The sequence below is a fragment of the Brevibacillus sp. NRS-1366 genome (genome assembly GCF_050467985.1).
Map to the genome: position 1 here is coordinate 464244 of NZ_JBITPN010000021.1, position 25956 is coordinate 490199.

At 47.7% G+C, this 25956-nt stretch carries 26 protein-coding genes and 1 other RNA gene; 17 read left to right on the forward strand and 10 right to left on the reverse strand.

Annotation, left to right across the window (positions count from 1 at the left end; genetic code table 11):
* Positions 1–29 precede the first annotated feature (29 nt).
* Positions 30–896 (reverse strand): ankyrin repeat domain-containing protein, encoded by an 867-nt coding sequence (locus tag ACIFQN_RS16315; protein WP_429834085.1) that lies wholly within the window; start codon positions 894–896, stop codon positions 30–32.
* A gap of 152 nt (positions 897–1048) precedes the next feature.
* On the opposite strand from ACIFQN_RS16315, the gene ACIFQN_RS16320 reads away from it, so the two are divergent.
* The 6 genes from ACIFQN_RS16320 to ACIFQN_RS16345 all read left to right on the forward strand — a co-directional run bounded on the left by ACIFQN_RS16320 (position 1049) and on the right by ACIFQN_RS16345 (position 4349).
* Positions 1049–1393, forward strand: coding sequence for a helix-turn-helix domain-containing protein (locus ACIFQN_RS16320; RefSeq protein ID WP_429834086.1), 345 nt, complete (start codon positions 1049–1051; stop codon positions 1391–1393).
* 347 nt (positions 1394–1740) lie between these two features.
* Positions 1741–2169, forward strand: coding sequence for an antirestriction protein ArdA (locus ACIFQN_RS16325; protein WP_429834087.1), 429 nt, complete (start codon positions 1741–1743; stop codon positions 2167–2169).
* A 145-nt stretch (positions 2170–2314) separates the two neighbouring features.
* Positions 2315–2599, forward strand: coding sequence for a hypothetical protein (locus tag ACIFQN_RS16330; protein WP_429834088.1), 285 nt, complete (start codon positions 2315–2317; stop codon positions 2597–2599).
* 214 nt (positions 2600–2813) lie between these two features.
* The gene (locus tag ACIFQN_RS16335; RefSeq protein ID WP_429834089.1) at positions 2814–2990 is read left to right on the forward strand and encodes a hypothetical protein; all 177 of its coding nucleotides are present in this window, start codon (positions 2814–2816) and stop codon (positions 2988–2990) included.
* A gap of 116 nt (positions 2991–3106) precedes the next feature.
* Positions 3107–3721 (forward strand): RadC family protein, encoded by a 615-nt coding sequence (gene radC, locus ACIFQN_RS16340; RefSeq protein ID WP_429834090.1) that lies wholly within the window; start codon positions 3107–3109, stop codon positions 3719–3721.
* Between the two features lie 19 nt (positions 3722–3740).
* Complete coding sequence (locus ACIFQN_RS16345; RefSeq protein WP_429834091.1) at positions 3741–4349, forward strand: JAB domain-containing protein; 609 nt, start codon at positions 3741–3743, stop codon at positions 4347–4349.
* 87 nt (positions 4350–4436) lie between these two features.
* On the opposite strand, the gene ACIFQN_RS16350 is transcribed toward ACIFQN_RS16345, so the two are convergent.
* Positions 4437–5519, reverse strand: coding sequence for a hypothetical protein (locus tag ACIFQN_RS16350; RefSeq protein WP_429834092.1), 1083 nt, complete (start codon positions 5517–5519; stop codon positions 4437–4439).
* A 280-nt stretch (positions 5520–5799) separates the two neighbouring features.
* On the opposite strand from ACIFQN_RS16350, the gene ACIFQN_RS16355 reads away from it, so the two are divergent.
* The 3 genes from ACIFQN_RS16355 (at position 5800) to ACIFQN_RS16365 (ending at position 9242) form a co-directional block, all read left to right on the forward strand.
* Entirely contained in the window at positions 5800–6531 is a 732-nt protein-coding gene (locus ACIFQN_RS16355) for a helix-turn-helix transcriptional regulator (protein WP_429834093.1), read from the forward strand.
* Between the two features lie 146 nt (positions 6532–6677).
* On the forward strand, positions 6678–7529 hold the full coding sequence (locus ACIFQN_RS16360; protein ID WP_429834094.1) for a recombinase family protein: 852 nt from the start codon (positions 6678–6680) through the stop codon (positions 7527–7529).
* A gap of 102 nt (positions 7530–7631) precedes the next feature.
* Entirely contained in the window at positions 7632–9242 is a 1611-nt protein-coding gene (locus ACIFQN_RS16365; protein WP_429834096.1) for a recombinase family protein, read from the forward strand.
* A 280-nt stretch (positions 9243–9522) separates the two neighbouring features.
* Here the strand turns inward: ACIFQN_RS16365 and ssrA are convergent.
* From ssrA to secG, 4 genes are all read right to left on the reverse strand, one after another.
* Positions 9523–9878: a transfer-messenger RNA gene (ssrA, locus tag ACIFQN_RS16370) on the reverse strand.
* A gap of 222 nt (positions 9879–10100) precedes the next feature.
* Positions 10101–10574 (reverse strand): SsrA-binding protein SmpB, encoded by a 474-nt coding sequence (gene smpB / locus ACIFQN_RS16375; protein ID WP_376909284.1) that lies wholly within the window; start codon positions 10572–10574, stop codon positions 10101–10103.
* A 146-nt stretch (positions 10575–10720) separates the two neighbouring features.
* The gene (gene rnr, locus ACIFQN_RS16380; protein ID WP_429834097.1) at positions 10721–13222 is read right to left on the reverse strand and encodes a ribonuclease R; all 2502 of its coding nucleotides are present in this window, start codon (positions 13220–13222) and stop codon (positions 10721–10723) included.
* Positions 13223–13364: 142 nt separating this feature from the next.
* Positions 13365–13607 carry a preprotein translocase subunit SecG gene (secG, locus tag ACIFQN_RS16385; RefSeq protein WP_429834099.1) on the reverse strand — a complete coding sequence of 81 codons (243 nt, stop codon included), beginning with the start codon at positions 13605–13607 and terminating at the stop codon, positions 13365–13367.
* Between the two features lie 364 nt (positions 13608–13971).
* Between secG and ACIFQN_RS16390 the strand changes: the two genes are divergently transcribed.
* The 5 genes from ACIFQN_RS16390 to ACIFQN_RS16410 all read left to right on the forward strand — a co-directional run bounded on the left by ACIFQN_RS16390 (position 13972) and on the right by ACIFQN_RS16410 (position 17843).
* Entirely contained in the window at positions 13972–14373 is a 402-nt protein-coding gene (locus ACIFQN_RS16390; protein WP_429834100.1) for a YqzM family protein, read from the forward strand.
* A gap of 78 nt (positions 14374–14451) precedes the next feature.
* Positions 14452–15213 (forward strand): ABC transporter ATP-binding protein, encoded by a 762-nt coding sequence (locus ACIFQN_RS16395; protein ID WP_429834101.1) that lies wholly within the window; start codon positions 14452–14454, stop codon positions 15211–15213.
* Positions 15210–15953, forward strand: coding sequence for an ABC transporter permease (locus ACIFQN_RS16400; RefSeq protein WP_429834102.1), 744 nt, complete (start codon positions 15210–15212; stop codon positions 15951–15953). The genes ACIFQN_RS16395 and ACIFQN_RS16400 overlap by 4 nt, the downstream gene beginning before the upstream one ends.
* Before the next feature lie 116 nt (positions 15954–16069).
* Positions 16070–16594, forward strand: coding sequence for an RNA polymerase sigma factor (locus tag ACIFQN_RS16405; RefSeq protein ID WP_429834103.1), 525 nt, complete (start codon positions 16070–16072; stop codon positions 16592–16594).
* A complete protein-coding gene (locus ACIFQN_RS16410; RefSeq protein WP_429834104.1) occupies positions 16584–17843 on the forward strand; it encodes a YjgB family protein in 1260 nt (419 codons plus the stop codon). Before ACIFQN_RS16405 ends, ACIFQN_RS16410 begins: the two co-directional genes overlap by 11 nt.
* Before the next feature lie 84 nt (positions 17844–17927).
* Here ACIFQN_RS16410 and ACIFQN_RS16415 read toward each other — a convergent pair whose 3' ends face one another.
* The gene (locus tag ACIFQN_RS16415; protein WP_429834105.1) at positions 17928–18938 is read right to left on the reverse strand and encodes an ABC transporter substrate-binding protein; all 1011 of its coding nucleotides are present in this window, start codon (positions 18936–18938) and stop codon (positions 17928–17930) included.
* Positions 18939–19147: 209 nt separating this feature from the next.
* Between ACIFQN_RS16415 and ACIFQN_RS16420 the strand changes: the two genes are divergently transcribed.
* Genes ACIFQN_RS16420 through ACIFQN_RS16430 form a run of 3 tightly spaced genes read left to right on the forward strand, consistent with a single transcriptional unit; the run spans position 19148 to position 22040 of the window.
* Positions 19148–20155 (forward strand): FecCD family ABC transporter permease, encoded by a 1008-nt coding sequence (locus tag ACIFQN_RS16420; protein WP_429834106.1) that lies wholly within the window; start codon positions 19148–19150, stop codon positions 20153–20155.
* Positions 20155–21192, forward strand: coding sequence for a FecCD family ABC transporter permease (locus ACIFQN_RS16425; protein WP_429834107.1), 1038 nt, complete (start codon positions 20155–20157; stop codon positions 21190–21192). Before ACIFQN_RS16420 ends, ACIFQN_RS16425 begins: the two co-directional genes overlap by 1 nt.
* 20 nt (positions 21193–21212) lie before the next feature.
* A complete protein-coding gene (locus ACIFQN_RS16430) occupies positions 21213–22040 on the forward strand; it encodes an ABC transporter ATP-binding protein (RefSeq protein WP_429834108.1) in 828 nt (275 codons plus the stop codon).
* Between the two features lie 225 nt (positions 22041–22265).
* Here the strand turns inward: ACIFQN_RS16430 and eno are convergent, their stop codons facing one another.
* The 3 genes from eno to tpiA form a co-directional block, all read right to left on the reverse strand.
* A complete protein-coding gene (eno, locus tag ACIFQN_RS16435; RefSeq protein WP_429834109.1) occupies positions 22266–23552 on the reverse strand; it encodes a phosphopyruvate hydratase in 1287 nt (428 codons plus the stop codon).
* A 90-nt stretch (positions 23553–23642) separates the two neighbouring features.
* The gene (gpmI, locus tag ACIFQN_RS16440; protein WP_429834110.1) at positions 23643–25184 is read right to left on the reverse strand and encodes a 2,3-bisphosphoglycerate-independent phosphoglycerate mutase; all 1542 of its coding nucleotides are present in this window, start codon (positions 25182–25184) and stop codon (positions 23643–23645) included.
* A 13-nt stretch (positions 25185–25197) separates the two neighbouring features.
* A complete protein-coding gene (gene tpiA, locus ACIFQN_RS16445) occupies positions 25198–25956 on the reverse strand; it encodes a triose-phosphate isomerase (protein WP_429834111.1) in 759 nt (252 codons plus the stop codon).

Below are 25956 nucleotides of genomic sequence, written 5' to 3' on the forward strand. Positions count from 1 at the left end.
TGATTGCATTTACTCCTGAACTCCGTTAATCAAGTATAGATCGTAAAGCCATAACCGATTCCCTCATCCCGCAGATCATCCCCATTCGAACTACTGAAAGATAACAGATCGTTCTGTTTCGGCTTTACCTTGAAGATTTTTCTATAGTACTCCTTCATGTTACTGAAGAGTTCCCGTACCTCGATGGAGCTGTTACCCATGTAACCGTTGGGATTAAAGCAATAAAACTCTTTTGGATTCATGATGTCTGCTGGCATTTGATAGGGATAATAGTTGCCTCCTCTGTAATAGACCGGTTCATCATTCGGGGATAATAGTCTTTCCTTGCTGTATATGTGAAGCTTGTTGACCATGCCTTCCCTGTCCCATTCATATGAAATTTCCTCAAGATACCCATCTCCTGCACCTTCCTTGAAGAACTTTTCTGCCCTGAATGAAATCTCAATAATGCCAGAATATCCTTCCATCGTAGCAGTTACGGAATGATATTTATTATGATGTATACCATGCTCTCCCATGTCGTCATATCGTTCCCGATAGAAAACAGATAGAGAACTCTCATGTTTTCCGTTCTTGTTAACCGGTAGAAGTCTTAGTGCTCGCAAAGATTCCTGTTGAAAATGCGGAAGAGATGCTGTCAGCACCCCCACATCCAATAACATTCTAAGGATGACGACATTGTTCTTATCAATCGCGGATTTAATCACGGGGTCTCCAACCATATCTGTTGAATTGGGATCGGCACCAGCGTCAAGAAGTAACTTGACGATACTCTCGGACTCCTTTATGACAGCCCATCTTAAAGCAGTGTAATCATATTGCCCCTTGTAATTGGGATCAGCACCTGTACCAAGCAAATATCTAACTTTATCATCGTCTTTCGATTTTGTTGCCAAGATCAACTCTTCTCCTAGTGACATTCCTGATCGTACTCCATTCATGGAAAATTTAGTTATATGGCATTAATAATAACCGAAAAACAGTCATTTTGAATACCCTTATTGCTGTCTGATATTTCCGATAGGCTTGCAATAAAGGGGTGGTATGTTTGAATCCCATCGAAATCGGCAATCGGATACAGGAGTTACGCAAGAAGAAATATCGTAACCGCACTGAGTTTGCAGAAGCCTTGCAAACCTCTGAAGGTAATGTGAAACGTATAGAAAACGGTCTTGGTCTACCCAGCATCGATCTGTTGGTGAGAAGCTCGATTCTGTTAAATGTGTCTACAGATGTGATACTGTTTGGGCATGATGCCTCACCATCGGAAAAAGACTGGGAGAGTTTGAATCGTATTTATCGAACCCTTAGTGAACCCGGACGCAAAACCCTAAACAATATCGGGCAAGAACTTCTATCACTGGAATCCACCCTGAAGCCCGACAGACAGTAAGTATTTCCTTTCTTTCTCAGGTTCCGAAAGCCTTATCAGGTCAAAAAATTGCACAAAATTTTCCCCAGTTCCACAATAAAGAATACAAGGGGGGTACCAAGCGTTTCATGCCCCACCCGGTTTCATATGGACTGTGATCTACTGTTCGTCAGTAGGTTGCAGTCCTTTTTTTGTTTGGTCGTCTGGGTAATACGACAGCGACAGGGAAGGTGAGAGGCTTCCATCACTGAAAGGAGGTGGTTCATATAATCGAGGCATTGTTGTTTAGAAAGACTGCCCGGATTACAGTGTGCTGATTGTCATGACGTATCGCAGTAGACAAAATCTTGCAAAGTGAGGGAATGAGCATGGATGTAAAGCTCTATGTAGCCAATCTGGCGAAGTACAACGAAGGGATTCTGGGTGAGGATGAAGAATACGCCATCCACGATTACGAAGCACCTTTTCGTCTTGGCGAGTATTCCGACGTATATGCAACCAATGAAATCGCCGCTGTCTTAAGCCGCTACGACAGCAGGGTTGTTGTTACCCTCTCTGAATGCATGGACGATGTAGATGACGTTGTGAGGCTGTTGGAGAGCGGTGACTACAGCCTGTATTTTGACGTGGACAATTTACTCGATGTCGCGGCGGATATGGTAGATGGAGGTTACTTTGGCCCGATTCCCCCATCCTTATCCTGCTACATTGATTACGAAAAGATTGCGAGAGATTTGAAGATGGACGGATGGTACATGCATTATGACCTAAAGGTTGCCGTTCGTCCTCACCCATGAATCCCTGAAGCTAAATTTTCTCTTAACTCTCAAATGAATAATTGCGATCAAGCCTGCCTGTGTCAAAGCGGGTTATTTGTCGTTGTCACGCAGTAGCATCGCCAATACCGCGGTTATCTGCAATGAAAGGAGGTGAAACACGCCTATGAGAGAGTTGTTAAAAAGGCTGGAGTTGAAACATGCAGATTTGCTCATACGTGAAAGAATGCTACGAAACAGCGATACCTACCATCCCCTCATTGCTCGTAATCTAAAGCAGATTCGCAGTCAAATTAAGAGCCTGCAAATCCAGATCGATATGATTGACGTTCTGCGATCCATTGAGAATGAGTTCACCAGAGAAAGGAATGATTCAAGTGCAACAAAAAAAACTGAAGCTGTCGGACGACAATCTTCCGGTGTTGTTGAACCGTTTGGCTCACAACGATGATATTCGTATGGCCGGACATGTCTTGCAGTCGTACATTATCCGCTACAGGAAGATTGATTGCGATTCTGTTATCAGCCCTATAAAGAAGTACCCGCACAAACTCTTTCAGCATCATTTGAAAAAGCTACAGCAAACCTAGATGACTCATCTGCATGCAATTATCACGCAGATGGGTCATTTTTTCATTTCAGCTATTGAAGGGAGGTGAAGATCAATGCGCAGGAAAGTGGACTTGTACGAACAACGAAACTGGCTGTTGGCGGCATTGCGCCATTTGAGAGGAATCAAGCAGATGCGTCCTGATTGGGGACGGTTATATGCGCGTACCCTTTCACGACTGGTTCTCATAGAAATGCAGATTGAACAGATCGAAAAACAAAAAAAGATGTGATCCAAGATAGGAATCACACCTAATTAACTTTGCTGATTGTATTGTACAGGATTTCACTTCACAAGCACAAGGAGGGCGGCGCCGCTCTCCTTATTTCATTATATGGAGGAAAAAGCATGACAGATAAATACATCGCTCAAGCAACACTATCGACAGTACTGGCCCAAATCATACAGGAGAAACCAGAAGGTAGAATCGTCAATGAATTGATGACACGCTTCCCTACCCTGCCCGCTCTGCTAGACGCCACAGAAGACGAACTGAGAGCCGTTTCTGGTATCGGGGTGGTCAAGGCCCGGCAAATCATTTCTGCATTGGATATGGCTCGCTCCATATGCTTACGAGCGACCTTCCCATCAATTGTCCGATCTGCAAGAGACATTTTCAATCATCTCAGGGTAGAAATGCAGTATCTCCCCAAAGAGCATTTTGTGGTCGTTGGACTGGATAACAAAATACGGACTCTTTTCTGGGAGATAGTCGCAGTCGGATCGTTGGATGCGGCAATCATTCATCCACGAGAAGCGTTCCGCCCCGTGTTGAATAGGAACTCAGATGCAGTGATCTTTGTTCACAATCATCCCTCTGGCGATCCAACCCCATCCAAAGAGGACATCGAAATAACCAAAAGACTACGACAGGCAGGAGAAATTCTGGATGTCCGGGTTATCGATCACATTATTGTTGGATTCGAGACATATTGCTCTTTAGCCGAACAAGGGCATCTATAACATACAGGAGGCCAAAGCTATGATAAATCAACCTTTCACGAGCAAACCGCATCATCAACATATCCTGAAAGAAACACAGCTAGTCGATGCCTTTCACACTCTGATGACGCAGGTTTCCCATCCTCAACAGCTTACTACGCTTTCCGACAAGGATATCCAACGTATCGCAGGCAATAACGCTACCGCGACGAAACAATTGCGGGCTACCCTACATCTTGCTCATCTCCTTGCCGTTCCACAAAAACGACATCATGTTACTGTTCGTCATCCTAGAGATATTGTCCAGTATTGCAGAGACAACATTGCGACTATCGGCGAGAGAAACACGTTCCTAATCGGGTTAAATACCAAGAACATGATCACGACAACCATGTGTATTGCCGACGAAACGATGCAGTGCCTTACTGCCTATCAGCGGGCTGTATTCCGTCATCTGATCATCCATAAGTGTGCATCGGGTATTTTAGTTCACATGCTTAGTGCTGGCGACATCAATCCATCTCAGGAGGAAGTAAGCTTGGTTAAGCAGATAATAGCGGCGGCTGATGTAATTGGCATCTCGCTTTTAGATGCAATAGTAATCACAGAAGTTAAGTACCTTAGCTTCAAGGAAAGCGGATGGATTTAGTCGTTAGGAAATCAGATTATTATTTCTAAGCGCTATCACTACCATGACTGTCCCCAGCTAGCATTTAAAAGCTTGGGACAGTCATTCTTAAATGATGAGCTTTGTCTCATCGAAGTTCATCCTGCCTTTCTTCATGAAGTTTGGACAGGAAATTCCCCATCCTAACGCATCGAGGCATACATGAATATTTTGTGGTTTGCGTTTCAAAACTGGCGAGAACTTTTCCGTCTTGCCAAATCTCCATGTTCCCGACCTCCAAGCATCTAGTACTAGCTTTAAATGACCAAATTGTACTTTTATAAAAAGGTGAGGCGATGAGTTCAACCATTCCTTCAGTTCATCCTGTACCACTTGTTGGAGATCGATCAGGGGGTGCTTAAACGCGGAATGACGTTTAAGTTCTCGCTTCTGTTTGTCATCTAACATCTTGTACCCCTCAAAAAACGTTTTACTTGTTTTTAGACGCTTCTTGATAGCTGTCCGATTGTCGATTTTATCTGTATCCACCAGCAAAAGTTGGCTCATAATGTCATTTCTGCTATTTAGGAAGAAATCGGCGACTGCTGGGCGTTGGTTTTTCTTATATTTTGTCGTCCGTTCGATCCTGACCAGTTTCTTATGTATTCCCCGTTGTTTACCCTTGTTATATACCTTAACTTGTTGACCCTTACGAGATCCAAAGTAATAAGTCTCCCCCTTTTCCTTATAATCCAAGGCTTTTCGCTTATATGGAACATGGAGACGCTTCACAACATCTTCTACTGTGCGGTCAGGTAGATCGACCTTCTCATCAAACTTCCCTACGTGCACGCCTGAGTAATCTCCAACTATAAAGCCGATCAAATCCAGAACCTGGGCGGGGCTGTATTTATTCTTGTGAGGATTCAATCTGATGATAGTTTGTGAAATATCAGGACTAAGCGGTGCCCAAAAAATCGTAAATCGCCTGTGCTTTAGACAGTAACGATACCTTCTGTCTGCATCTGCAAGGCCGAACATTGCGGGCCTCACAAGCATGAAAAACTCTGGTGTAATACTCCTGTCCGTATAAAAGGTAATCCCATCATAGGGGCATGGACTCGTCTTCATTTTTGGGGAAAGCAAGCGGCGCAGACCCTTGTGTTTCTTTAGCACTGAGTCCAGCTTGTCCATGCAGAATTCGTAAACCATGGCAGAACCTCCGATGTATTTTTGTACTCCGAAGCCTTGTGGCTGTAAGGCTGAATCCACTTTGTCTGTACAAAATGAGGGGTAGTTACTACAAATCGCCTCTAACCCTTGCTGTGACTGGTCTTGACCCCCTTTTTGATGTATCGTCTTTAGTTCTTGGCATCGCGATCGCCTAAACGTTTGTCAAAAAAACAAATATAATTTATTTGAAAGTAAATTTGTATCTACTTTATCATCATGCTATAATCCCTGTAAAGAACCTATTTGGGAGGACAAAAGTATGCCAAAACAAACTGTACAGGATTTTCAATTGCTCATTCTTGCTTCAATGAACCTCGGACAAAGGGTCAGGTTCATCAGAGAGTTAATGTGCAATCTTTTCGGGAAAACAAAATACTCTACCAACTCTCTTTCAAAGGCAATTGGGGTTACTCCTCAGACTCTTACCGCTATCGAAAGAGGAGACTCTCAAAATCCATCATTTAATGTAATTCACTGTCTTGCCAAGGCGTTTCATGTGAAAGTAGAGGTATTCACTGATGAGTACTACCAGACACAGCCTATTCAACCTTTTACAATTGGATTTACTGAGGAAGATGAAGTGCTGGATCTTGATTGGGAAAAAGATGATAACGACATCGGCAATTTAACAGATACTCTTCAACAAAACGCACAATTGGGCATCTACATCACCCAGCATTTTGCCCAAGGTGAAACACGTATTATTACCAGCCACCTGACAAGAAACAATATTGAGCCAACACGATTGGTTGAAACATTGTGCCGAATCAGCACGGAGTTATTGATTTTAGACCAGGCATCTTCACCTAGTAGACACATCCAGTTCTCTGAGCTGACTAACAATCCATACAATGTTGCTGTAGAGCAGTACCACTCCTTTTTAGCTAACCCTCATGATTATCCAAAAGGGAAAACAGAATATTGGAATAACCTTATTGCTGACTTTAATGAACACGCAAAACAGTATCAAAAGCAAAAGGAAACTGTCTGAACACAATTTGTTTATTAATTGTCCTAGATCTGATCTCATTGTAGATCGGGTCTTTTTTGTTTTTATACACCAATAAAGGAGGTGGTTATTAGATCGAGTCTCGGTAAGGAAGCATTGTATACGACTAACGGAAAGGAGCATCCACAATGAACATAGTCACCTATCTGCGCGTGTCATCCAAAATGCAATCCGAACGCGAACTGTCCATCCCCGCTCAACGAGAAGCAATCCAACGATATGCCGATCAAAAGGGATGGATCATCGTCGACGAATTCGTCGACGAAAGCAAATCCGCAAAGACCGCAGATCGCCCCGCCTTCCAGCGTATGATCGCCAAAGCCAAACAGCCGCAGAAAGATTTCAAGGCCATCGTCGTCCACAAGTTCGACCGTTTTAGCCGCAGTCGGGAAGATCATATCATCTACAAAGCCCTGCTCAGGAAACTTGGTATTTTTGTGTACTCGGCGACAGAACAAACAGAACCCGACACTCCACATGGCATGTTGCTGGAAGGCATGCTAGAGACGATCAGTGAGTATTATCGCCTGAACCTCAAGAATGAAACATTGAAGGGATTGAAGGAAAACGCATCGCGAGGATTTCATTGCGGTGGTCGTATTCCATTCGGCTATCGCACCATCGTCGTCGATGGACATGTTACGCTAATCCCCGGCGAACGACATGAAGTGGAGGCCGTACAACTCATCTTCAAGCTGGCGACAGAAGGAATGGGCGGCAAAAAGATCGCACGCATCCTGAATGAATGCAACCTCGCGAATGCAAATGATCGTCGCTGGAGTCCATCGTCAGTCCTCTCCATCCTGAGCAACCAAGTTTATCTCGGTCATCGCATCTGGAACAAACGCACCAAAGGCATGACGCAGTTCAAGGATGAAGATGAATGGATTATCACACCCAACTGTCACCCTCCCCTCATCAGTCAACAGCAATGGGACGCCGCGCAGACAGAACTGCAACAACGAAAGAAAAACAAATAACGCCACACGTAGTCCTCAAGGCAGGTATCGCTCACATCGAGCATACCTGCCTTTTTTGCGTTTTCAGGACTAAAAACACAACCACAAAGGAGATGTATCCACATGAAAGTTGTCATCTACGCTCGCGTATCAACCGATAATCAGGCAGAAAAAGAACTGTCCATTCCCGCTCAGCTGAAGGCGATCCACAAGTTCTGCCAAGAGAAAGGATGGCTGATCGTCGGCGAATATCTCGAAAAAGGCAAATCTGCAAAGTCAGACGACCGCCCAGAGTTCCAGAAGATGATTGCGATGGCGAAACGTCCGAATCGTCATTTTGATGCCATCATCGTCCACAAGTTTGACCGTTTCTCGCGTAAACGCGAAGATCACATCATCTACAAAGCATTACTACAAAAACTCGGCGTAAAGGTTGTATCTGCAACGGAACAAACCGATCCTGAGACACCGCACGGAATGTTGCTTGAGGGGGTACTAGAATTGATTTCAGAATTTTTCAACGTCAACCTCGCCGCTGAAGTGAAAAAAGGCATGTCTCAGAACGCCAAACAAGGCTACAGTAACGGCGGTAATGCCCCATATGGCTATCGGACAGAACATATCGCACTCAGCGCAAACAAAACGAAAACTGTATGGGTGCTCGGCCCTCGTGAAGAAGTAGATACGATCAAATGGATTTTCAACCAGTACGCTCAGGAAGGTCTAGGATACAAAGCAATTGCTACTATGCTTAATCAGAAAGGCGTACCTACCCTGAAAGGCGGCAAATGGTCGGCAAGCACGATCCGCGCAATCATCTTCAATGAATCCTACATCGGGCGCAGAGTATGGAACAAACAGGACTACCAGACAAAAGGCAAGAAATGGAAGGATCGCTCTGAATGGATCATCACGGAGAACGCCCATCCGTCGATCATCGCAAAAGACCTGTTCGAAAGATGCCAAGAGATGGCGAAGAAGCGTCACAACGGCGGCGGGCAAGTGCATAACCCATTTCAGATCAAACCGTACTCCCCTTTCTGGTTGCGCGGCATCATGTACTGCGACAGATGCGGAAGCAAAATGGTCGGCAATTCATCGTCAACGCACAAAAAGAATGGCGGCCAGAAATACTACATCTGCGGAGGCTATCAACGGCATGGTAAGGACTATTGCAGTTATGTCGGATGGAGAAAAGAACGCGTGGAAGAGATCGTATCGATGAAGCTCAGAAATGCCTTACTCCGTCTTTCACTCGATGATCATTTTGAGGAAGAAATCCATCGTCATCACGCAGAACAAAACAAGCATGTCTACATGAAGTTGTCAGACTTGGAGACAGAAATCACGTTCCTGAAAAAGCGCATCGAAGTCATCGAGAAAGATATAGCATCAGGCAAAGCAAAGCCTTACTACATCGACATGGTAAACGAAATGCGGCAGGAGCTTCTTGAAAAAGATACGGAGTACTCCAGCCTATCAGCTACGATACAGTCGGTCACCATACCTGAATACTACATCGATTCTGTCAAATACGACATGAAGACGCTGATCAGCCTGCTTGATAATGAAGATTCAAGCCCGCAGATGATTTACCAAGTTGCAAGCAAATACTTGTCGCGGGTGGTTATTCAACGCGAGACGAAGGTCTTGCATATGATATTGCAGTTCAAGACGGGCGATATCACTTTGTACGAGAAGACCTTGGTTGCTGAGTTTACTGTCGTGAAATAACAAACTCAAGTCTTTTTTGCACAGGGGGTATCTCTCTCCAAAGTGCCCCCTGCGCATCCCAAATCATCGTCTTTCTTCTTTACTGATTCCCCTAAAATCCGCCCAAAATCTCTCAGAACGGTGTGCTCACCGACTCGAATAACATCAGATCTAACCCGCTATACATTGACTCCCTAACAAAAACACTTGATATGACGCAATTCCCAAATCTCAATGAATAGCGAACCTTCCCCATAAACGAAAAAAAGCCACCTCTACAGGTGACATCACTGATATGTATTGGTGGAGGCGGGGGGATTCGAACCCCCGTCCGAAAACAGCGATACATGAGCATCTCCGAGCGCAGTCACTCATTTAAATTTCGGTGGTGGATTCGCGGAGTGACGCGCTGACCCAACACCTAGCCTGATTGATCTTCTTCCTTCGGCTCCAGGCGGAAGCCTCCGGCGTATCCCACTAAAGTTGAGCGCTAGTCATGCCACATGGGCGATGGAATGGTAGCGCCTCACTGGTTATTAAGCAGCGAGAGAAAGTTGTTTGTTGCCAGTTAATGGCGTTCCGCGTTGTTGACGAGGTCCGCAGCCCCCCGGCTCGCTTCTCATGCTCTACCATCCCCGTCGAATCCAGAACGCCCCCAAGGTATAAGAGGTTGGGAAAGGTGACAAAAAGTCTAGGTGAAGAAAAGGACTAACCGTTCCACACCTAGACTGTGTTGTTAACAGTGTGTACTGCTTGCTGCCTATTAAATATAGCACATCGGGCAACCAAAACTCAACGTTGATTCTTTGCCAAGCTTGCCAGAGTGCACCATTTGCGCCAAACCGCTCTCAAAAAGCGTAGTTGCATGGCATTACAGCTTTATACCTTTTGCCGTTCGCGCAGGGCACGTTCCACTTCACGCGCAGCGTCCTTTTTCTTGAGGTCTTCGCGCTTGTCGTAGTTCTTTTTCCCTTTGACGAGAGCCAGCTCGACCTTGGCCCAGCCGCCCTTCAAATAAATGCTGAGCGGGACCAGCGAGTACCCTCTTTCTCGGATCAAGCCGTTTAGCTTGAGGATTTCCAAGCGTCCCATCAAAAGCTTGCGGGTTCGCTCCGGCTCATGGTTGAAACGGTTACCCTGTTCATACGGACTGATGTGTACGTTGTACAAGAGCAATTCGCCATCCTGCACGCGAGCGAAGCTATCCTTTAGCTGGACACGAGCAGCTCGCACTGATTTGATCTCTGTACCGGTCAGGGCAATGCCTGCTTCGAATACTTGCTCGATGTGGTAATCGTGGCGTGCTTTTCGGTTTTGGGCAACTGTCTTGGTTCCGGCCTTATCTTTTGACATGGAGATCACCTCACTTGTTCGTACTGCGTTTCGTATCAGTTAGTCTAGCAAATTTTTCTCGTTGTGACAAGACTTTTGCCGGGAAGCAATTGCATTCCGGGTACTTTCCGTGGCCCCAGTGAAGAAGAGCCCCCTTACACAAATGTTTAACGACGCTTCCGCTTCGCTTGGCTGGCTACATTCTTCCGAGTCTTTTTCTTTGACCGGACAAGATCTTCCCAGAATCCCTTCTGGCGCGTCGTTGGCGTATCTCCTTCGCTAGTGCCAAGTGGTACGACATCCTCACTTCCAGGTGTAGCACCTGCACTTGCTCCTGCACGACGAGGCGGTTTATTCCCTTCGTTTTTACGACGATCCTTGTATTTCTGGCGGACGGCCGCTGGGTGCGCCTTGTCCTTCTGACGATCTGGACGATCTGAACGGGAGTGATCCGGCTTTTTGCCACGCGTAGGCTTGCGGTCTCCCCCTCGTCCGTCGATGACGCGCGGAGTACGCTCGCGGCTGCCACGGAAGCCTGCTGCTTTCGTCATGCCGACGATCTCGAAGTCGATGGTACGCTCATCCACGTTGACACTTGCCACGCGAACCTGCACGACATCCCCGATGCGGTACTGCTTGCCTGTCCGCTCTCCAACAAGTGCAAACATCTTCTCATGGTAATGGTAGTAGTCATCTGTCAAAAAGCTGACGTGAACGAGACCCTCAATGGTGTTCGGCAGCTCGACGAAAATCCCGAACGAAGTGACACTGGAAATGACGCCTTCGAATTCCTCGCCTACACGCTCAAGCATGAACTCTGCTTTTTTCAGGTCATCTGTTTCTCGCTCCGCATCTACAGCCAAACGCTCGCGCTGCGAAGCGTGCTGTGCAATCTCGGGTATTTGCTCTGCCCAATACGCGATCCGTTTTTCCGACAATTGCTCGCCCTGCTCGATCCAATCGCGGATACGGCGATGGACGATGAGGTCGGGATAGCGGCGAATCGGGGACGTGAAGTGCGTGTAAAACTCGGTAGACAAGCCGTAGTGTCCGAGGCTTTCCGCGTCATAACGCGCTTGCTTCATCGAACGCAGCATTACGGTACTGATAATAATCTCTTCCGGAGTCCCTTTCACTTCTTCCAGCAGTTGTTGCAATGCCCGCGGGTGAACGGAATTCCCTTTTCCTCTAATGGAGTACCCGAAATTGGTGATGAACTCCATGAAAGCCATGAGCTTTTCACTATTTGGATCTTCGTGGACCCGGTACATAAACGGCTGCTTCATCCAGTGGAAATGCTCCGCTACGGTTTCGTTTGCAGCCAGCATGAACTCCTCGATAATTTGCTCCGCGATGGAGCGCGTACGGAAGCCGATATCTGTCGGAGTTCCTTCTTCATTCACATAAATCTTCGCTTCACGGAAATCGAAATCAATTGCACCGCGCTGCATCCGTTTGGCACGCAGCTTCAAAGCCAACTGCTCCATCTCCTGGAACATCGGCACCAACGCGCTGTACTTTTCGATCAGTGCTTCGTCTTTATCTTCCAGGATGCTGCGTACATCTGCATAGGTCATCCGTTCATCCGTACGAATCACACTGAGAAAGAGATCGTACTTCACCGGGTTTGCGTTTTGGTCCATCTCCATGTCGCAGGAAATCGTCAGGCGATCTACCTGTGGATTGAGACTGCAAATCCCGTTGGACAAGCGATGTGGCAGCATCGGGATGACACGGTCAACCAGATAGACGCTGGTGCCGCGACGGTACGCTTCATTATCTAGCTGTGATTTCTCACGCACGTAATAACTGACGTCGGCGATATGCACGCCCAGACGCACATTCCCGTTTGGCAGCTTCTCCAAGGAAACGGCATCATCCAAGTCCTTGGCATCTGCGCCGTCAATCGTCACCATCATCCGATCACGCAAATCGCGACGTCCGCGAATCTCCTCTTCGGAAATGGCGTCTGGCGCTGCTTCTGCCTCTGCCAATACATCCTCAGGAAACGCCTCCGGCAGCCCGAACTTGCGGATAATAGACAAGATGTCGACTCCTGGATCGTTCTTATGTCCCAGAATCTCGACAACCTCTCCCTCCGGATTGACTCGTCCCTCTGGGTAACGAACGATATTGACGACTACCTTGTGACCGTCTACCGCCCCATTGTAAGCATTTTTGGGGATAAAGACTTCTTTGCCGATCCGCTTCTCGTCCGGGATGACAAAAGCGTAGTGCTGTTCATCCTTGAACGTACCCACCACTTGCTTGATTCCACGCTCTACGACACGAATAATGCGCCCTTCCAGACGATTTCCGCCTGCTTCCTTTTCTACACGCACGAAGACGGTATCTCCGTGGAGCGCACCATTCATGTCATTCGCATGTACATAAACATCTTCCATGCCCGGTGTCTCTTGAATAACAAAGCCAAAACCTTTCGGATGGCTCTGCAACCGTCCGCGCACCAAATTCATTTTCTCCGGCACGCCATAACGATTGGCTCTCGTACGAATTACCTCTCCACTTGCTTCCAGCGCATTGAGGGTCTTCACTAATTCCTTAAAAGTAGCGGAATCTGCAATCCCGAATGCTTCCTCTAGTTCCTTTACCGTCATCGGGTGGTATGCTTGCTCCCGCATAAACGCTAGGATATCTTGTTCATTCATTCACAAACCTCCTTTTCGCGTGGCTTTGCCGCGCTTTTCCATTTATTCTTTTACTATGTAGTATTCACCGTTCGCACACGTCGCAATCGGAATAGAGAAAAAGACAGCAAGTCGCACTCGCTGTCTTTCGGCCATACGTCTATTACGCTCCTGTTTTTAAGAAATAACCAAGCAAAATCGCAAAGATCATGAAACCAATTGCGAATGCAACAGTCAGCTTCCCTAAAAGTGCGTCAATCCCACGAGCTTTTTGTTTGCCCATCAGTTGCTCAGCACCACCGCCGATCGCACCCGAGAGACCGGCACTTTTTCCAGATTGCAGCAAAACGACGATAATTAAGCCAATACTTGCGATCACAAGTAAAATTTTAGCAGCCAATGCCATCTTCATTCACCTCAAAACGTATTTCCAAGGCGGTAAAAACACCCCGATCGAAGCCTGCTCACAAGGAGCAACTGCGTTTACTCTACCGAGGACTTCTCTTGGATGAGCGACCAGTAAATAACCAATGTAACTACTTTATCATACTTGAATGCTATCAGCAACCCGCCAACCCTTCCATTATATATGACAATTTCAATGAAATAATATTCACGTAGTTAAGGTAGAATATAGCTGAGTACGGACTGTATAAAAAGGAAAATTGTGTACTTTCTTTGTCGGTTTGGCAGTCTCCTTGCAACTGTCAAGATTTTGCCGTAAAATTGCAGTTGTACCTTTATAATTTGCTTTGGGAGGTCTTTGTCAGATGGCTGGGTCCAACAAAAAAGACATGAATCAAAACGACGTAATTGATTCCGCGAAGGCCTTTTTTACTTCGTTTGGTATCTTGTTTCTAGTTTTTCTCATTGCACTCGTAGGATCGATTATTTTCCCACCACAACATGGCGGAGAGGCACAAGGCAATGGTGGAGCACCTACTGCAAACATTGACGCTGCTGCTATTTTCAAACAAAACTGCGCTTCCTGTCACGGTCAAAACCTGGAAGGGATCATGGGTCCGAACCTGACTAAAGTCGGGGCAACTCACAGCGCTGATGACATCGCCAAGATCATTAAAGATGGTAAACCACCTGCAATGCCTGGCGGAATTATTAAAAAGCAACCAGAAATTCAAGCGGTTGCACAATGGCTGTCTGAACACAAATAAGTACATAGATAGCTATATGGGAGAAACACCGAAGACTCGTCCTCTTTGGTGTTTTCTTTTGTTAGAGGGAGGTTTCACATGCAAACGTCAATCGAGATCGAATCTTTGGGCAAGCAAATCAATTCTCCCTCGGGTCATTGGCTGTTTCGTGACCTAAACGCCCAAATCACAGAACCTACCATAATCGGAATCGTAGGAAAATCAGGCCAAGGAAAGAGTACTCTACTCCGGATTCTAGGCCGCCTCCTCTCACCTGACACGGGTATGATTATCTTGAATAAAAAAGAGATGACGCTCTGGGAGCCAGCGCTTTGGCGAATGAAAATGAGCTACGTCGCCCAGCAGGCCGTCATGCTTCCCGGCAGTGTCGAAGATAATTTGCGCACGGTAAGCACGCTGCATCAGCGTCCATTTGATCAGAAGCGTGCACGTGAGCTGCTCGAACAGCTTTACCTGGAAAATCTGGATTGGTCTAAACCTGCCCAGCAGTTGTCTGGCGGCGAAAAGCAGCGGCTCGCTCTTGTCCGTACTCTGCTGCTAGAGCCTGCTGTTTTACTATTAGATGAAGTAACAGCTTCTCTCGATGCCTTGAGCAAACAAGCGGCTGAACGCCTCCTCGTCGATCTGCACACCCGAACCGGCACGACCTTGCTTTGGGTCACGCACGACCTGGAGGAGGCCCGCTACGCCTGCAAACGCATCTGGTTTCTGGCAAATCACAGGCTACTAGAGGATGCCCCGAGCGAATGCTTTTTCACAGCACCGCAATCAGCAGAGGCAAAAGACTTTTTGCACAATCAGAGCCCTCTGGTCCCTGCCACCGAGGAGGCTACTTCATGACTTATACTTCTATGTGGTTTGCTTTTGCCTTTGTCCTGATTGCCCTGCTGCTTTCTGTTTGGCAAAAGCTCGGATTAGAAAAAGAAATCGCGGTAGGTACCATTCGTTCTACGCTCCAACTGCTTGCGATCGGATACGTTTTGCAATTTGTCTTCCATTCCGATAGCGTTGTATTCATTCTGCTTCTGATTGTCATGATGATCTCGGTAGCCTCCTGGAACGCTGCAAGCCGAGGCAAAAACTTGCCCGGAATCTTTTGGCGGATCGTGATTTCCCTCGCGATTACGGAGCTGATTACCATGGGGCTGCTACTCATACTCGGACTCGTTTCCCCTACCCCGCAGTACCTGATCCCAATGAGCGGCATGATTATCGGCAGCTCGATGATCGTATCCAGTCTCTTTCTCACTCATATGAACCGCGAAACAGAAATGGCCAAAGGCGAGATTGAAACACTTCTTAGCCTAGGAGCTACGCCCCGTCAAGCGGTTCAGGGAGTTCTGAAGCGCGCTGTCAAAGCAAGCATGATCCCTACCTTTGACACCATGAAAACGATCGGACTCGTACAGCTTCCCGGCATGATGACGGGCATGATTGTCGCCGGTGCTAGCCCGATTGAAGCCGTACGTTACCAAATTCTTATCATGCTCAGCTTTTCTTCTTCTGCGGCCATTTCTGCTGTCTTGATCAGCCTGCTCAGCTACCCGCTCTGGTTTACCAAAGACGCGATGCTCCGCTAATAAATGCTTGAACCATCGACTGTCGGTTTTTTTCCGGCAGTTTTTTTTCATCTTTTGTAATGAAACCATGTGTTGGTCGTCAAATTACAAGTAGAAAGAGCAAAGGTGGTTCAGCTATGGACAAAAACGACATCATTGAACAATGGTTTCTGCGCTATAGCGATGATATCTACAAGTTCCTTGTCTACTACACCGGGAACAAAGACGTAGATGATCTCGTACAGGATGTGTTCCTCAAGGCGCTCCGGTCATTGGACTCGTTCGAAGGCAGGTCCCAGCCCAAAACATGGCTGTTAACCATTGCCCGTCATACCGCAATAGATCACGGTCGAAAAAAACGACTGCGCAGCTGGCTGCCTGACAAGTGGCTTACCCATTTGCAGTCCGAAGAGAAAACACCCGAGGAGATCTTGCATCTTCACGAGGAGCAGCAATCCCTGTATCAAGCCATGCAGCATGTCAAACCCGCTTATCGAGAAGTCTTGATCCTTCGCGGAATCAAAGGACTGTCGCCAAAAGAAACCGCAGAGATTTTGCATTGGTCGGAAAACAAGGTAAATGTAACTCTCCACCGCGCCATGAAGGCTGTCAGGGAAAAGCTGGAGGAGGAAAAAAAGGAGATGATTGGGAATGCCATATAAAACAGACGATCAGCTTCTAGATGAAATGAAAGGACTGCCCGATATGAAAATGAAGCCCGGAAAAAAACAACAAATCGTAACGGCCATCCGCCAAACCGATGCAAAGAAACCAGATGGTTCTGTCTCCTTTCGCCGCTTTTCTACTTTCGGTAAAGGTGTCGCCATCTGTTCCGTTCTGCTGGCTGCCGTCTGGATGGGTTCATCCCTTTTCAACCAGAATCAGCCAAACGCACTACCTGGATCGCTGCCACAAACAACAGCACCAGGTTCTGGTTCTACGACTGCTTCTACAGGGAATGGCTCAAATCATAGTGGCAGCACCCAACCAACACAAGTCATCCCACAAGGAGAGGAGCTTTTATCCCTCATCCGTAAGCAAGCTGAAAAAGGAATGGTCATTAACGCTCCATACACTGTAGAAACTATTGTCTTTGAGCAGGTGGAAAAAGATTGGGGTGCTCCTGATCGCACAGACGATGCCAATGGACTTATTTACGCGACCTATAACAGCAAAGGAATTGTTTTAGGCTACAACAAAGGCATGCAGCTTGTTGACATCCGGTCCGTTGATCCACGCCTTCAACAAGCCACACTGTCCGATGTCGAAAAGAAGTGGGGCAATCCAAGCCGTGTCAGTGAATTTGGCGGCCAGACGATCTATACCTACGACGTCACAAACAAATACCAGGTCAAGTTTATTTTTCAAGGTACCAAGAGCACAGGTGGCAACGATCTGAAGCTCGTACGCTACAATGTGTACTACCCGCAAGGCAACAAAAACCTGATGCTCTACGGAAGCAATGTGGAGCTCATGCAGAACATTCGCGACCTCGCTAAAAACGGGCAAACACTCGGCAGCTCTTCTCGGGTGGAAAAGGATGTTTTTGATGAGATTGAAAAAGTGTGGGGCAAACCTGATATCGTCTCCTTCGTAAACGGAATTAGTTATAACACCTATCGCGATCGAAATCTTGTCTTTGGTTTTAACAAAGGAATGCAGATCGTCGACATCCGTTCGTATGATCCGCGACTGCAATCCATCTCACTTGCAGAAGTACAAGATGCGCTCGGTAAACCACAAAGCGTTACGACTGCCGGTGGCCAAACGATTTACACCTACAAAGTAACCGACAAGTATGAGCTGAAAATCATCTTCTCTGGTGTGATGGGTAAGAAACCAAGCACGCTCTATATCGACCATGTAAATGTTTACTACCCACGCGGTACCATCAATAATATGGCTGGATAATCATAGAAACTATTTCAGGCAAGCTGATCTCCCCTAACAAAAAAGAAGACGAGGCACATGCCCACGTCTTCTTTTTCATTTCATTTATTTTCCGATGATGTAGCCTTCCAGCTCATCCAATACTTTGTTCGCTGCGATTACGCCGCCAGATGTGTTCCAGATCGTGTCGTCAACTTTGAACGCTTTGTTGTTCTTCACTACGTTCAGGTTTTTCCAAAGAGAATCGTTGGTCCATTCTTGTTCCAGTTTGGACGCTTCCCCTTTTCCTGTCTCATAAGTGAAGTAGAACATGATGTCGCCATCCATTTCTGGAATGCGCTCTTTGGTTACTTCTGCTGCGAAATCGTTTTTATCTTGGGAAGCTGGACGGGCCAGGCCAAGATCTTGGAAGATTGCGCCAGTGAAGGTGTTCTTATAGTAAATGCGTACTTTACCAGGCATGAAACGCACAACAGATACTTGTGTTTTTAGCTTGTCGCCAGCTTTTGCTTTGAAATCTTCCACACGTTTATTCCAATCTGCGAGAACTTTTTCTCCCTCAGCCTTTTTGTTAATGGCCTCAGCATACAACTCGAAGTTGGCTTTCCAGTCGCCGCGCGGTTCTTCTACGAAAACAGTAGGAGCAATAGCAGTCAGTTGCTGGTAAATTTTTTCATGACGGAATTTCATCCCCAAAATCAGGTCTGGTTTCAGAGCAGCGATTGCTTCGAGGTTTGGTTGACCTTCTGTACCGACTGACTTGGTACCTTCCAGGAAAGATTTCGTGAAATCATAAAATTGGGTAGGATCATTGGCCGCACCTACAGCGCCTACTGGTTTCACGCCCAAAGCCATCAACGTTTCGATACCTTGGTTGGTCAGCATGACGATACGCTGCGGTGTTCCTTTGATTGTCGTTTCACCCATTGCATGCTTAACTGTATAAGATTGTTCAGAACCACCTGTATTGCCAGCAGCTTGGTCAGCAGGCTTTTGTTCTGCGGGCTTTTGTTCGCTAGCTTGATTGCCGCCACAACCAGTGACAATCAGCAAAAGCGCCATCAAAACAGCAAAGAACACTTTACCGCCTGCGGTCCGATTCGTACGAGAAAACATGATGAGAGGACCCCTTTCAAATCTCTATGTAATGAGAATCTAAATCAATGACAATGATTATCGTACAATCCTGCCTGTCAGAAGTCAACAAAATAATTGATAATGACTCTCAACATCATTGACACATCCCTACCCTGCATCTAAACTTATTTAGAGAACATATACGTGTGTACCATCAAAGCAAATAGATAGATAAGGATGTAGCCTTCATGAACGCTTTGCTAAAAAGCAGCTTTGGTAAAATAGCAGGAGTGGCAATCGCTATTCTGCTTCTGACTTATCTCAGTTATGCCAGTCTGATTTTTGGTGTCATTGATACTAGTTGGCAAACTGCGATTGATGCTTATACAAATTTTAATGGTACGAATGAGCATATTGTGATTAAGGAAGTACGAGTGCCTCGTGTATTAAACGCACTTACGGTAGGCTTCTGCCTCGGTCTAGCCGGTACCTTGCTCCAATCTTTGACAAGAAACCCAGTTGCAGACGTCGAGCTGTTTGGACTGAATGCAGGTGCTTCTCTCTTTGTCGTTTTTGCTGTCACTTTTATTGGGATAAGCTCATTGACCCAGTTTACTTGGATTTCTTTTCTCGGAGCATCCGTTGCCGGTCTGATCGTTTATATGCTGGGGTCACTCGGCCGAGATGGATTAACCCCCGTCAAACTGGTCCTCGCCGGAGCAGCGATCACCGCCCTGGCCGCATCCATCCGCCACGGCATGATGGTCTTAAATGAAAAGGCAGCGGACGAGGTTCTGTTTTGGCTGGCTGGTTCGGTCGGTGGAAGAAAGCTCGAGTATTTGGCAACAGTCTTTCCGTACATGATTATTGCTTGGCTAGCTGCATTTGCATTAGCACGACCAATCCAAACCTTGCTCATGGGTGACGATGTAGCGAAAGGCTTGGGACAGCGTACTCTCCTCGTGAAGCTGGCTACAGGGATCGTCATCGTTCTCCTGTCCGGATGCGCTGTAGCTGTCGCAGGACCGATCGGCTTCGTCGGATTGGTCACGCCTCATCTCGCTCGCTATTTCGTTGGAATCGATACGCGCTGGGTGATGCTGTACAGCGGATTGCTCGGATCTGTTTTGCTGCTTATCGCAGACATCGGTGCACGTTTTATTGCCATGCCTGCTGAAGTACCTATTGGTGTCATGACCGCCCTGATCGGCATTCCATTCTTCATCTATGTCGCACGAAAGGGGCTTGATAAATAATGAAAGAATTTGTACCGCTTCGTTTAGGCAAGCGCTTTGCGTCCTTTCAACTACATAAGAAAACCTTGTTGTTTTCTGTGATCGGGCTCCTTTTGACCCTGTTGGTAGCCATTATCAGCCTCGGGATGGGTGAGATGAAAATCCCTTCGCTAGATGTGCTCAAGGTCCTGCTCGGGATCGGGGCTGAAGATCATGCTCTGATCGTCCAGCAGTTTCGCATGCCTCGCATCATTATCGCCATTTTGGTGGGAGCCGCCCTGGCTGTAGCTGGTGCCATTATGCAAGGCATTGTCCGCAATCCGCTGGCCTCTCCAGATATTCTAGGTGTAGCGGGAGGCGCTTCCGTTGCAGCAGTTGGCTTTTTGCTCGTGTTCGAGACAGTCAGCATCAAATGGCTCCCCCCGGTCGCTTTTCTCGGCGCAACCTTAACTACCATTCTCTTGTATGCGCTCGCCTGGAAAAAAGGCGTAACCCCGCTGCGACTAGTCATGATTGGGGTCGGGATCAAAATTGCCACTGGTGCGATCGTCACGATTCTGATTATTTTCAGCCCATTTCTTTTGCAAAATAAAGCATTGCTCTGGCTTTCCGGAAGCATTTACGGTGTGGATTGGAACGACGTTTGGATGATTATGCCATGGGTCCTTATTTTGATCCTGACTGCTGCCGTTCTCACTAGACGCGTGAACATACAACAGCTTGGTGATGATGTCGCAACAAGCCTGGGCAGCTTTCTTCAGTGGGATCGCTTCCTTTTGCTCATGATTTGTGCAGCCTTAACCGGAACGGCTGTTTCTGTAGGGGGCGATATTAGTTTTGTCGCTTTGCTGGCACCACACATTGCGAAACAATTGACCGGTCCGTCCTTTGGCAGCGCCCTGCCTGTCTCAGCATTCATCGGTGCCTTGATCGTTTTGATTGCCGATCTCGTCGCACGAATGGCGTTTTCCCCGATTGAAGTGCCGGTTGGCGTCTTTACATCGGCTGTCGGCGCTCCATTCTTCATCTTCCTGTTATATAAAAACCGAAATCGGTAGTGAAAGGAGACCTGCCCACCATGTCAGCTCTGGAAACACGTCAGTTAACCTTGTCCTATGGAGACCGCAATATTATCGAGGCTTTGGATTTACACATCCCTCGGGGGAAAATCACTGTCTTCATTGGAAGTAATGGCAGTGGCAAGTCGACCTTGCTACGCTCACTGGCTCGTCTGCTCAAACCAAAAGAAGGCGCGATTTTGCTTGAAGGCCAATCGATTGCCAAGCGCTCGACGAAAGAAGTAGCAAAACGCCTTGCTATTCTGCCACAAGGCCCTACCGCACCAGAAGGATTGACTGTTCTGCAGCTAGCCAAACAAGGACGTTATCCGTATCAAAACTGGCTCCAACAATGGTCTGAGGAAGACGAAAAAATGGTGACGAGAGCACTCGAAGCGACTCAGCTTACTTCATTGGCAAACCGCCCCGTTGATTCCCTTTCTGGCGGACAGCGGCAGCGCGCCTGGATCGCGATGACCTTGGCCCAAGGAACAGAAACGATTCTTTTGGATGAACCGACCACTTACCTCGACATGTCGCATCAGATTGAGATCTTGGATTTGTTGTTTGAATTAAATGAAACGGAGCAGCGCACGATCGTCATGGTCCTGCATGATTTGAACCTAGCCTGCCGTTACGCCCATCACATTGTGGCAGTCCACGATCAAAGTGTAGTAGCGGAAGGTGCTCCAAATAAAGTACTGACTACCGATCTGGTGCGGACGGTCTTTCACATGGATTGCCAAATTACGCAGGATCCTCTTTACGGCACACCGATGTGTATTCCTTACAGTAAAAGTCGCCTTACTGCAGCACCAGCAGAACAAAAAACAGTAGTCATGTCGTAAAAAAATCTCCATGTTAACCAGCAAAAGGACTGGCCGGATTCCCCGGTTACAGTCCTTTTTGTATGATCCAAGCGCACACTTTTGGCCGAAACGCAAAATCCGCAGATGCCCATTGAAAACTTTCCTCCTCCTCCGTAGCAAAAACAAATAAGGCGGTGCTCTACGTACGTTGTACATAGGCACCGCCCACTATATTCGGCTAGCTGCCGGTATAAAAATAGCAGCTTACTTTTTCAGGTTGTAGAAAGCAGCGCGTCCGCCAAAACGAGCCGTATCTGCGAGTTCGTCCTCGATACGCAGCAATTGGTTGTACTTTGCTACGCGGTCAGTACGAGATGGAGCACCCGTCTTGATTTGACCTGCATTGGTTGCAACTGCGATATCGGAGATCGTGGAGTCTTCGGTCTCACCGGAGCGGTGGGAGATCACAGCGGTATATCCTGCCAGCTTCGCCATTTCGATCGCTTCAAAAGTCTCTGTCAGCGTACCGATTTGGTTGACTTTAACCAGGATGGAGTTTCCTGTGGAGGATTCGATTCCACGTGCCAGACGCTCTGTGTTGGTTACAAACAGGTCATCCCCAACCAACTGAACTTTACTGCCCAGTTTGTCTGTCAGTGCCTTCCAGCCATCCCAGTCGTCCTCGGACAAACCGTCTTCGATGGAGATGATTGGGTATTTGCTAACCAGATCTTCGTAAAAGGCGATCATTTCTTCGGTTGTTTTCACAACGCCTTCGCCTTCGAAGTGGTATTTGCCGTCTTTGAACATTTCAGTAGCAGCCACGTCCAATGCGAGGAATACGTCTTTGCCTGGCTCATAGCCTGCTGCTTTGATCGCATCCAGGATCGTGGTGATTGCTTCTTCATTGGATTTCAGGTTTGGTGCGAAGCCGCCTTCATCCCCTACAGCCGTGCTCAAGCCCTTGTCGCCGAGTACTTTTTTCAAGGAGTGGAAGATTTCCGCGCCTGTGCGCAGTGCTTCCTTGAAGGATTCTGCTCCTACAGGCATAACCATGAATTCTTGAATATCTACCGTGTTGTCTGCGTGTTTTCCGCCGTTGAGGATGTTCATCATTGGCACTGGCAGCGTTCTCGCGTTGAAGCCGCCCAGGTAGTTGTAGAGTGGTACACCAAGGGAGTCTGCTGCTGCACGCGCTACAGCCATGGAAACACCGAGGATCGCATTTGCGCCCAGCTTGCCTTTGTTGCCTGTGCCATCAAGCTGAATCATCGCCATGTCGATGCCTACTTGATCCAGGGCATCCATACCGATCAGCTCTGGTGCGATGATTTCATTCACGTTTTCAACCGCTTTGAGTACACCTTTGCCGAGGTAACGGGATTTGTCGCCGTCACGCAGCTCAACTGCTTCATACGCCCCTGTAGATGCCCCAGATGGAACATCTGCACGACCCATGGAGCCGTCTTCGAGATACACTTCCACTTCCACGGTCGGATTACCGCGAGAGTCCATAATTTCACGCGCGTAAATGTCAGTAATCATAGCCATTCTCTTCCATCTCCTTTTAATCTATGTAGGCAACCCCACACGTATTTGAATTCACCAAAACCAACTCTATTTAGTGTGTGCTAGAGTGGACTATTTTGCAAGTAGCGATTTACCTGTCATTTCGACTGGTTGTTCTGCATCCAAAAGATCAAGCAGCGTCGGAGAAAGATCGGCCAAAATTCCGTCTTCTCTGAGTACAGCCCCCGCTTTGGTCACAATCACCGGCACCGGATACGTACTATGCGAAGTAATAGGCCGTCCTGCCTCATCCAGCATGAGGTCCGCATTGCCATGGTCTGCCGTAATCACGGCAACGCCGCCTTTTGCCACAATCGCTTCGACGACTCTGCCCAGGCATGCATCTACAGTCTCTACTGCTTTGATTGTAGGCTCCATTTTTCCGGAATGCCCCACCATATCACAGTTCGCGAAGTTGAGAATGATCGCGTCAAAGTTTTCCGCCTCAATTTCTCTCACTACCGCATCAGTCAGCTCAGGAGTACTCATTTCGGGCTGCAAATCGTATGTCGCCACTTTGGGTGAAGGAATCAGGATGCGAGTCTCTCCCGGGAACTCCTGTTCACGTCCTCCGCTAAAAAAGAAAGTAACATGCGGATATTTCTCCGTCTCGGCAATCCGCAGCTGCTTCAAGCCTTGTTGGGACAACACCTCTCCAAGCGTATTATCCAGATTGGAAGGCTTGTAGGCCACGTAGCCATTGACCGACTCGGAAAAATGGGTCAAGCAGACGAAATGCAGATCGCGCGGACGCTCTTTCCCTCGGTCAAAACCGCGGAAGTCTTCGTTCGTAAATGCCTGCGAGATTTGGATCGCACGGTCAGGTCGGAAGTTGTAAAAAATGATCGAATCGCCGCTTTGAATCGTCGAGATAGGAGCTCCTGCATCGTCGACGAGCACGGTAGGCATGACGAATTCGTCCATGATCGATTTCTCGTACGATTCCTTGATTGCGTGGACCGGATCCTGATAATGCGGAGCATCCCCGTATACCATCGCCCGATACGCTTTTTCCACCCGCTCCCAGCGTTTGTCGCGGTCCATCGCATAATAGCGTCCTTGTACCGTTGCCATACGGCCTACACCGATTTCTGCGATCTTTGCTTGCAGCTGCTCGACATATCCAACTGCGCTGTCTGGCGATACGTCACGTCCATCCAGGAAGCCATGAATGAAGACATTCGCAAAGTCCTGCTTTTTCGCCAGTTCCAGAATCGCAAAGAGATGGTCAATATGGCTATGGACCCCACCATCAGACAACAGTCCGAACAGATGCAGCTGTTTGCCGTTTTTCTTGGCGTGCTGGATTGCCTCGATCAGCGTTTCGTTTTCAAAAAATCCGCCTTCCCGAATGGACTTGGTGATTCGCGTCAAATCCTGGTACACGACGCGCCCTGCACCAATATTGAGATGGCCCACTTCGGAGTTGCCCATTTGTCCTTCTGGCAATCCGACTGCGAGCCCGCTCGCTTCAAGCGTTGTATGCGGATATTCGTTCCAGTAACGGTCAAAGTTTGGCTTGCTCGCCTGTGCTACAGCATTCCCGTACGTTTCGCTGCGCAGGGCATAGCCATCCAAAATGAGCAGCGCAACGGGTTTCGGTCTTTGTGCCATCTGTCTTCTCCTCCTATTGCTGCGATGCTCCGCTTACGAGCTGCAGATAACTGTCAGCGACCAGGCTAGCTCCACCGACCAATGCGCCGTCGATATCTGGCTGTGCCATGTAGCTGGCGATATTTTCAGGCTTCACACTGCCACCGTACTGGATGCGTACTTGCTCGGCTGTCTCCTGACCGAACCGCTCAGCAATGACGCCGCGAATAATTGCGATTGTTTCGTTTGCATCCTCAGCCGTAGAAGACTTGCCCGTGCCAATTGCCCAAATCGGTTCGTAGGCAATGATGACCTCAGCCACCTGTGCAGCTTCTAAACCAGCAAAAGCAGCTTCAGTCTGCGTACGCACGATTCTGGACGTCTCACCTGCTTCTCGCTGTTCCAGACTCTCTCCCACGCACACAATCGGCACCAAATCAGCTTTCAAAGCAGCCACTACCTTTTTATTTACGGTCTCATCTGTTTCATTAAAGTACTGGCGACGCTCTGAATGTCCGATGATGACATACTGGACACCGATTTCCTTTAGCATGGACGGGCTGATTTCCCCGGTAAAAGCACCCTGCTCCTCAAAATGCACGTTTTGCGCACCCAGAGCGATATCTGTACCCGCAAGCACCTCGCTGAGTGCAGGCAAAGCAGTAAATGGGGCGCAAATCACTTTTTGCACTCCAGTCGTTGTGTTGCCTGCTTTGGCATTTTGCGCGAATTCCTTTGCCTCAGCAATCGTCTTGAACATCTTCCAATTCCCCGCGATAATTGGCGTTCTCAC